General features: G+C 42.6%; 7 protein-coding genes and 1 pseudogene. 1 reads left to right on the top strand and 7 read right to left on the bottom strand.

Features of this window, described 5'->3' with window-relative positions; translation table 11 throughout:
* The 6 genes from DKW60_RS20345 to DKW60_RS20320 all read right to left on the bottom strand — a co-directional run.
* The coding region (locus tag DKW60_RS20345; protein WP_146203535.1) for a hypothetical protein at window positions 1-431 on the bottom strand (431 nt) is incomplete at its 3' end.
* 126 nt (window positions 432-557) lie between these two features.
* Complete coding sequence (locus DKW60_RS20340; RefSeq protein WP_109839502.1) at window positions 558-1,766, bottom strand: nucleotidyltransferase domain-containing protein; 1,209 nt, start codon at window positions 1,764-1,766, stop codon at window positions 558-560.
* Window positions 1,767-1,963: 197 nt separating this feature from the next.
* The gene (locus DKW60_RS20335) at window positions 1,964-3,622 is read right to left on the bottom strand and encodes an ABC transporter ATP-binding protein (RefSeq protein ID WP_109839501.1); all 1,659 of its coding nucleotides are present in this window, start codon (window positions 3,620-3,622) and stop codon (window positions 1,964-1,966) included.
* A 74-nt stretch (window positions 3,623-3,696) separates the two neighbouring features.
* Entirely contained in the window at window positions 3,697-4,218 is a 522-nt protein-coding gene (locus DKW60_RS20330; protein WP_109839500.1) for a lasso peptide biosynthesis B2 protein, read from the bottom strand.
* A complete protein-coding gene (locus DKW60_RS20325) occupies window positions 4,199-4,480 on the bottom strand; it encodes a PqqD family peptide modification chaperone (RefSeq protein WP_109839499.1) in 282 nt (93 codons plus the stop codon). Before DKW60_RS20325 ends, DKW60_RS20330 begins: the two co-directional genes overlap by 20 nt.
* Window positions 4,481-4,491: 11 nt before the next feature.
* Window positions 4,492-5,394: a hypothetical protein gene (locus tag DKW60_RS20320; protein WP_109839498.1), complete on the bottom strand. Its 903-nt coding sequence runs from the start codon at window positions 5,392-5,394 to the stop codon at window positions 4,492-4,494.
* 183 nt (window positions 5,395-5,577) lie between these two features.
* On the opposite strand from DKW60_RS20320, the gene DKW60_RS20315 reads away from it, so the two are divergent.
* Window positions 5,578-7,176, top strand: coding sequence for an AAA-like domain-containing protein (locus DKW60_RS20315; RefSeq protein ID WP_109839497.1), 1,599 nt, complete (start codon window positions 5,578-5,580; stop codon window positions 7,174-7,176).
* A 233-nt stretch (window positions 7,177-7,409) separates the two neighbouring features.
* Here DKW60_RS20315 and DKW60_RS24410 read toward each other — a convergent pair.
* Window positions 7,410-7,592 (bottom strand): annotated as a pseudogene (locus DKW60_RS24410) (PD-(D/E)XK nuclease family transposase); the annotation flags it as partial.
* Window positions 7,593-7,646 lie beyond the last annotated feature (54 nt).

The raw sequence follows: 7,646 nt of genomic DNA, 5'->3' as shown, positions 1-7,646 counted from the left end.
TAAATTGTCGTGTACAGAGAAAAAATTTGTTCAAAGTTATCCACTTTTTTTACTGCAAATATCTGAGCATTTCCTAATATTTCAGGATGGGTGATTTTTACAATTTGATCACCCTGTAAGCATTCAAAATTTTCCTCAGGATAAAATTGTGCGACAAAACCTTGCTGGCGAATCAGGTTTTTAGGTAGATTTGGGTCAAGTTTTCCGATATGAACTGTTCTTAACTTAACGGAACAACTGGCCTCTGTCCCATAAATTAAAAAGCTTTGCCCTCGAAATAATTTCAGCTCACTACCCTGAAGAACTTCCCAACGCGTAAATCCATCATTATTTAAAGAATTTACCGCTGCAGCGGTTACACTTGTCACAGCACTGAGACTACTAGTAAAGAAAATAGCCTTTAGTAACTTTCTTTTTGATTCAACAAACATGGTATCTACTTCGCTTATGACTTAACTTCTATTAAAAATAGCTCAGTACTAACAATCAGTCAACTAACAAGCCCAGAACACTCTCCACAGTAGTTGAGTATACATAATAACTAAACGTTTTTTCGTCTAGAACTGACGCTTTAACCATAGAAAAGGACGTAGGGGATAATAAAGAAAGAAAAGAGACGAAGGCAGAGGAAGTGTTTCCCAGTCAGACATACGTGTTAAATAGGACTTAAAGTGATCTAATTTATATGCCCTGTCTTCTTTGAGTAAAGGCATATAAATTAAGGAAAAAACCATCCAAAATCTTATTTTTTCTAACAAACTCATATCATAAATAGTAACTTCAGTTATATTTTTTTGCGCTACACCTTTAATCCATTGAATACTTTTACTATTATCTCCATATTGGCTTAGATTCGATACGATCGGCATAGCGAGTAGTTCTCTGGCTAAGCAAATCCCCAAGGTGGTTATTCTCTCAACATCTAAGCTCTCAGTTCGTATAAAAAAACTGGAAGACAAATAAGCCTTGCCATTCTCAGTGGCCAATGGAACATCACACAACCATTTCAATCTAAACCAACGTGAAACAGCACCGTGCACCAAGAGATAAACCTGATGATCCGCCTTACACATAACTGGGATGCTTTCTGAGTTGATTTGAACTTCAGCCCTGTTCTCATAGAACTCCCTTGATGATATGGGCAATAATTTATCGCTGAGGCATACTTTGAAATGTAGCTCTAGCTGAATTGATCTGCGCGGGTGATGGTAAATAACATCCTTTTCGTAACTTCTAAAGTGCTGTTCTTGTCGCTTATTAAGAGAAAAATTTTTAGCCATAGTGAGCCGCTCATAGCCTAGACTACGCAGCAATACATCAGCTTTTTTTATATCTCCTACATCTGCCAATAAAATATCAATATCGCCATGATGTCGCTGATGCAACTCCAGCCCCATCAACTTAAGCAGCGCAATGCCCTTGAATACCACAAACGGAATATTATTTTCATTAAACAGCTTGGTCAGACACACCAGCTCTGCTGCCTGCTTCATACCTTTATATAAATTTTTTTGTACATTGTTAGATATCCGACTAGAAATATCCTCAGGCACAATAATACCAAGCTGCTTAATTCGATCAGCCATCACAGGCACAACCCGATGCCGTAACGCTAACGTCCAAACAGTCGGCCAATCAATCTCATCTGCCAGCACGGCTTCTTTGCTAAAATTAGGACTGCATAATTGGCAAAGCTTCCTGAAATGTTGTTTGGACGTTTTCGTAGTAGCTTGCTCAGCGTTTATTGTCTTTCCCCTATTAAACATCTGTTACAACTGCTCCCCATCTAGTTAGCTGAATCAAAATTGGAACAACAATATTCATTACCACCTCGTTCCTAAGTTAACTGTTATCCGCTTACTTTAAAAAAAACATAAAATTATTTATATGTTTAGAACAACGTAAAACATTTATTACACTTTATAGTAAGCCACTTTACATACAAAAAGAAGGTGGAAATTTTTTAATTGGGGTTATTATCAATTGTAATCTTACCATCTCGAACCACCAACAACCGGTCAGCAGATGCAACAGTTGTCATACGATGAGCAATCAACACAATGGTCATTTTGCCATGCAGCCGCATTAGTGAATCTTTAATATGCTGCTCGTTATCATGATCAAGCGCACTGGTGGCTTCATCCAATATCAATAAATCGGGTTTGCGCAATAACGCCCTAGCCAAGGCAATACGTTGACGTTCGCCACCCGACAAACGAATACCCCGCTCACCAATCACTGTATCCAACCCTTGGGGCAGTTTCTCCACAAACGTTTTGGCAGCCGCTAGTTCGAGCACCTCCCACAATTTTTTCTCACTAACCTCGGGGTCAACCCATAACATATTCGCACGTAAGGTATCGTGAAACAAAAATACATCCTGCGGCACATAAGCGACTTGACTACGCCAAGTCAGTAAGTTTTGTTCGCTTAAAGAAGTACCATCAACCAGTACATGTCCACTATTTGGCAGCATTAAACCTGCCAATATATCCGCTAAAGTACTTTTGCCCGCCCCAGATGGCCCCACTAGCGCAGTTGTTTGATGCGCAGGAAAGCTAATTGTTACTTGTTGTAAAATCGAATCAGCCCGTTTATAAGCAAAGCTCAAATTATCCAGCGTAATGCTTTGCTCCAGAACTAAAGGCTCTGCACATAGAGACCTCACTTCTGTTTCAGCCTGACAAGCTTGCATCAACTCCATAGCCGCCGCATAGGCAGGCAACATATGAGTGATTTGTTCATAGTTACGCTGCAAACCTGATAGCAGTGGCATCAACCGCACAAAAATGAGCGTTAATACTAGCAACTGGCTAACCGCAACCTGCATTACCTCAGTCGCAAGATAGAAAAATAGACAAAGTAACAGCGCCGAGCCAACCTGAAAAATTTGCTGAGCGAGGCTACTATTTCGTCTGAATGCTAATTGCTTACTACGCTGTGAATCAGCTGCTTGTTTGAAATAACGCAGGTAATGTTTCTCAGCACCATAGCTTTTCACCAGCTTAATGCCATCCATAAACTCACTGACAGAAGCAAAAACAGCTTTACCGCTTACTGTCTGCTCTTTACCCAGCTGCAATGCACGGAGACGGTAACCACGAAGTGCCCACAGTAATAAAGCGCCAGCAGCAATAACCAATAACGTTAGATAAGGAGAGAGGTACAGTGACGTAAACAGGTAGGCACTAATTAGACTTAACGACACCACTGCTTGCAAAAATAACTGCGTACCGATGCCAATGCGAAACACATCCTTAGTCAGCACATGTGAAAAATCAGAACTACGCTGCTGCATAAGAAAAGACCAACGAGCTTTCCCAAACGACTCGTGTAGCTGTACTGCAAAAGCATCAACAAACTCCAGCTGCATCCTATATAGATAGGTATCTCGATAGTAACTCAAGATTGCGCGACCAAGAATCAGTGCGAAGAAAATAATTAATAAAGATAACAGCTCAAGCGGAATACCCAGTACGGCCAACACGTCACGAAGACTATCAACAAATGCAATATTCGCTGTCATCCCCGTTTCCATACCGATGCTGGCTAATAACGGAATTAGCAACATCAAACCGATACCTTCGGTTAACCCAGCGGCGAAGAGCAAACCAAAAGCCAATAGCAATCGACCTTTAGTATATTGATAGAGGGTTTGTAGGTAGTGCTTGAAGCTGTACTGAGATCTATTAATAGTTATGCCAAAACGTTAATAAGTAACGGTGAAGTATAGCTAGCCACTACTGTGAATTTAAATAGGTTATTTCTCCCTCCAGTAACAGCAACTGGGCCTGCCGTCACCCAAGCATGTGCTTTCATGGGCTCACTTTCATCAGGGTCAGTATTTTTAGCTAAACCAAAATGCATGATATAGGGAGTATCAGTTAAGCGTAACAACCAACAAGCAACCAATGCCTGAGGAAAACAAACTGACTCCCAAGGCGTAACATTTGCTGTAGCACGTACAACTTGCCCCAAACGTTTCGCACGCTGCACTTGTACAGAAGTAAGTGTAGGCGTGTAAGTAACCGTTTTAGCGGACTGCCCCAACCATGTAGAAAAATAGCGAAAGGGAATCAACAAGATAATAGCCCTAGCTAGCGCCAGTAACAGCCAAACCAGCGGCACTAATACTTTGCTACTAAAGGGTAATTTCAGAAATGAGCGAACCTTTCTCCAAGCAATGGCCAACACGTTTTTAAGGGGAAACGACTTCAACTAATTTCTGCTCTACCATGTCACTTAAGAAAGCTAAAACATCATCCTGCACTGTATCCTCTGTCCCAACTTCAAACTGACTATTTACAGTTTCGATTATTGCCGCAACATGATTCTCATCTTCCAAAGCTTCCCAAATATGGGAACCTACAGAATTTACACCGAAGTAATTACCACTCTCCATATCCATCATGACGGTTTCACCATCCATGTCGACAGCTAATAGTTCGGGGTTACGCTTTAGCGTTGTTTGAACATCCATAATTTAGTCCTTTAGCTAATTCCTAGCTTTGTAATATCATCCAAAATAAAATCAACCAACTTTTCTAGTTGAAAACCAGAACGTGGTCTTGTCAAGCGTGACAAATGAATGTTTGTCGCTAATTTGGCGCACTGTTTAAAGTGCCTCTTTTCCATCGACATACCCTTTAAATAGGCAAACCGGTAAGTATTTTGTTTCAGTGGTTCAAACTTATCCATCCCATTAATACGCTCAACTTCAAACTCACTTTCGTTATGCGTATTGAGAATATACACCGCTTTCACAGGTAAAGGTTGAGAGCAAAATGAACCGTTTAATGGGTAGTTAAATTTTTGCAGTTCAGGCCGAATACGTTTAAGTCCATTCGTGTCAATAGCCAACCTATCCGCACTGTCTTTCCACAGTTTAATACGCGGCATACCTGAAATCGCAAAACCCTGAGCATCAATTGGGCATACGTCGTCAGAAATAATTCGATAGCCTCGTTGCATGATTGCTGCGGCCAAAGTTGACTTACCCGCTCCCGAATTTCCAACACAAACCACACAACCATCCCCCACCTGAAATGCATTCCCATGCAATATCATATGATCACGTTGAAACATTAACGCACCAGTACAAGAGCCAAGCATAAAGACTCGAATGCTATCCTCATCAATCCCTTCATGAGGTTCGTAAACAATCTCTTTACCCTCATTAATTAAGAAGCGGGCAACATTAGGAACAGACAACCATAATGATTGAGGTGTGGTTTGTAAAAAGGGGCCAAGCACCGAACCACCTTCTATACCCGTTGCTGAAACTAAACCTTTTTTGATCACGACATCGGGGTTATCACTCGCGGTTCCCTTAAGCAACTCAGGTAGCGGTAAATCACTACGCACATTTAGATCATAATAAGTGTAATCGCTCATTATTCCTCTTTGGTTCTCTAATGATCGGTTGAAATTACGCCAATATAATATTGATTAAGTCGATGAAATATCAAGTTATTATTTTTATTTTTCCCACAATAGTAATAACAAAAAAAAAGACTATACCTCCTCTGCTATCATAAGCTAAGAAATCCCTTAAGGTTTACAACGGTTTTTGGCTTTATGAAACGACATTTCAATACTACGGGCCCCGTTATTCCCGAGCAGCATTATTGCGTCGACCCGATGACACGGCTGGATTGGGAAGATGTTCAGTATCTGATTGGTGCGGGTAAGTTCTTTGTACTTCATGCACCGCGCCAGACAGGCAAGACCAGTACCTTATTGACGATGATGGATGTACTCAACCAGTCAGATGAATACCAGTGCCTGTACATTAACGTCGAGCCAGCACAGGCTGCTCGCGATGATGTCTCAGCTGGCATGCTAACCATCGTAAATAATCTGGTGGAAGGTGCTGCTATCCGCCTCAAGGAAACGCGTTTGCGTGACTGGCGAGAAACCATTTGGCGCAACAGTGGCCCGCACGGTGCATTTAGCGCATTACTCAGCCGTTGGGCACAAGAGTCCGACAAACCCATTGTCCTGATGATTGACGAAGTGGACGCTTTAGTCGGCGACACGCTGATTTCGCTGCTGCGCCAATTGCGTGAGGGCTATATTGGCCGCCCAGGTATACCCTTTCCTCACAGCGTTATCCTCTGTGGGGTGCGAGATGTGCGAGATTATCGTATCCATACCAAACACCACGAAATCATTACGGGCGGCAGTGCGTTTAATGTCAAAGCTGCATCGTTGCGTATGGTTGGCTTCAACCGTGCTGAGATTGAAACCTTATATGCTCAGCATACCGCCGAGACTGGGCAAGCATTCGAACCGATGGTTTTTGACGCACTCTGGGAGGATACACATGGCCAGCCTTGGCTAATCAACGCAATAGGGCACGAATTGACGTGGAAAGATAAAACCGCCCGTGACCGTAGCACCCCCATTACCCTAGAGCGCTACCGTGCCGCCCGTGAACGCCTGATTTATTCACGCAGTACTCACCTTGCCCAGCTGGCTGATAAACTACGCGAACCCCGGGTACACCGTATTATGGCTGCGTTATTAACAGGTGATGAGAATTTAAGTGGTATCCCAGTCGATGATTTAGAGTATGTAAATGATCTTGGCCTAGTTGAAATTCGCCCACAAATACGTATATCCAACCGCATTTACCAGGAAATCATTCCACGAGAACTCACTTGGGTAGAGCAAAGCAGCATTACCCACCAACAAGCGTGGTACCTGACCCCACAAAGACACATCGACATGCCCAAACTGCTCAGCGCCTTCCAGCAGTTTTTCCGTGAAAATGCCGAAGCATGGATTGAACGATTCGATTATAAAGAAGCGGGGCCGCAACTGTTACTGCAAGCCTTCTTACAGCGCATCATCAATGGTGGTGGGCGTATCAACCGTGAATATGGTCTTGGGCGTAAACGTACCGATCTCTTTATTGAGTGGCCTGTAGATGAAGAAAAAGGTTTTTATGGTGACGTGCAAAGAGTGGTGCTAGAGCTAAAAATTCTCCGTAAATCACTAGAAACCACGCTATTGGAAGGCGTAGAACAAACCGCTGGTTATGCCGATCAGTGCGGTGCAGATGAGGCTTATCTGATTATTTTCGACCGTCGCCTAAATGTGGATTGGGATGATAAAATCTGGCAAAGACAAGAGCAATGGCAAACACGCAGTATTGGGGCGTGGGGGATGTAAGCAGCTTATGCTCTTAATCCTGCCACTACCTCTACAGAAAGCCCCGTTTTAGCTGCAATCACTTCGTCACTTAATATGTCTAATAAATTTTTGGCGAGAGCGATGCGCTCCTCCTCTCTACCCTGTTCAAGACCCTGCTCAAGGCCCTGTTCAAGTCCTTCCCCAAGCCCTTCTTCCCAAGCGGTATCTGTGACATTTTTTAAATCACGGTAGTACTTATGGCTGTTTTCATAAGCTTTACGATCCAGCTGGCTAGCACCTTGCTGCTCATTGCGAGTGTATTGCAAGTCTTGTATTTGATGTTTTTCAGGCAGTAAGGTATTCAGGAAGCTGATTAATAAAACTTTATTGGGTTCTTCACCAAAAAGCTTTTTAAAACCAAAGTCGGTGAAGGGATTGATGTATTTATCTTGCATGGCGGCAGCATTTGTAGTGAGTGTTAACTTGAGTATCTCTGTACACGACAATTT

The organism is Leucothrix pacifica, from assembly GCF_003172875.1.
Taxonomy (GTDB): Bacteria; Pseudomonadota; Gammaproteobacteria; order Thiotrichales; family Thiotrichaceae; genus Leucothrix; species Leucothrix pacifica.
The sequence above is the reverse complement of the archived record's forward strand: the minus strand, read 5'-3'. Positions and strand labels throughout refer to the sequence as shown.

Coding starts and splice junctions, on each gene's coding strand:
- DKW60_RS20325 (WP_109839499.1), bottom strand. CDS start 4,480: ATGGATGTTCAAACAACGCTAAAGCGTAACCCCGAACTATTAGCTGTC.
- DKW60_RS20340 (WP_109839502.1), bottom strand. CDS start 1,766: ATGTTTAATAGGGGAAAGACAATAAACGCTGAGCAAGCTACTACGAAA.
- DKW60_RS20315 (WP_109839497.1), top strand. CDS start 5,578: ATGAAACGACATTTCAATACTACGGGCCCCGTTATTCCCGAGCAGCAT.
- DKW60_RS20320 (WP_109839498.1), bottom strand. CDS start 5,394: ATGAGCGATTACACTTATTATGATCTAAATGTGCGTAGTGATTTACCG.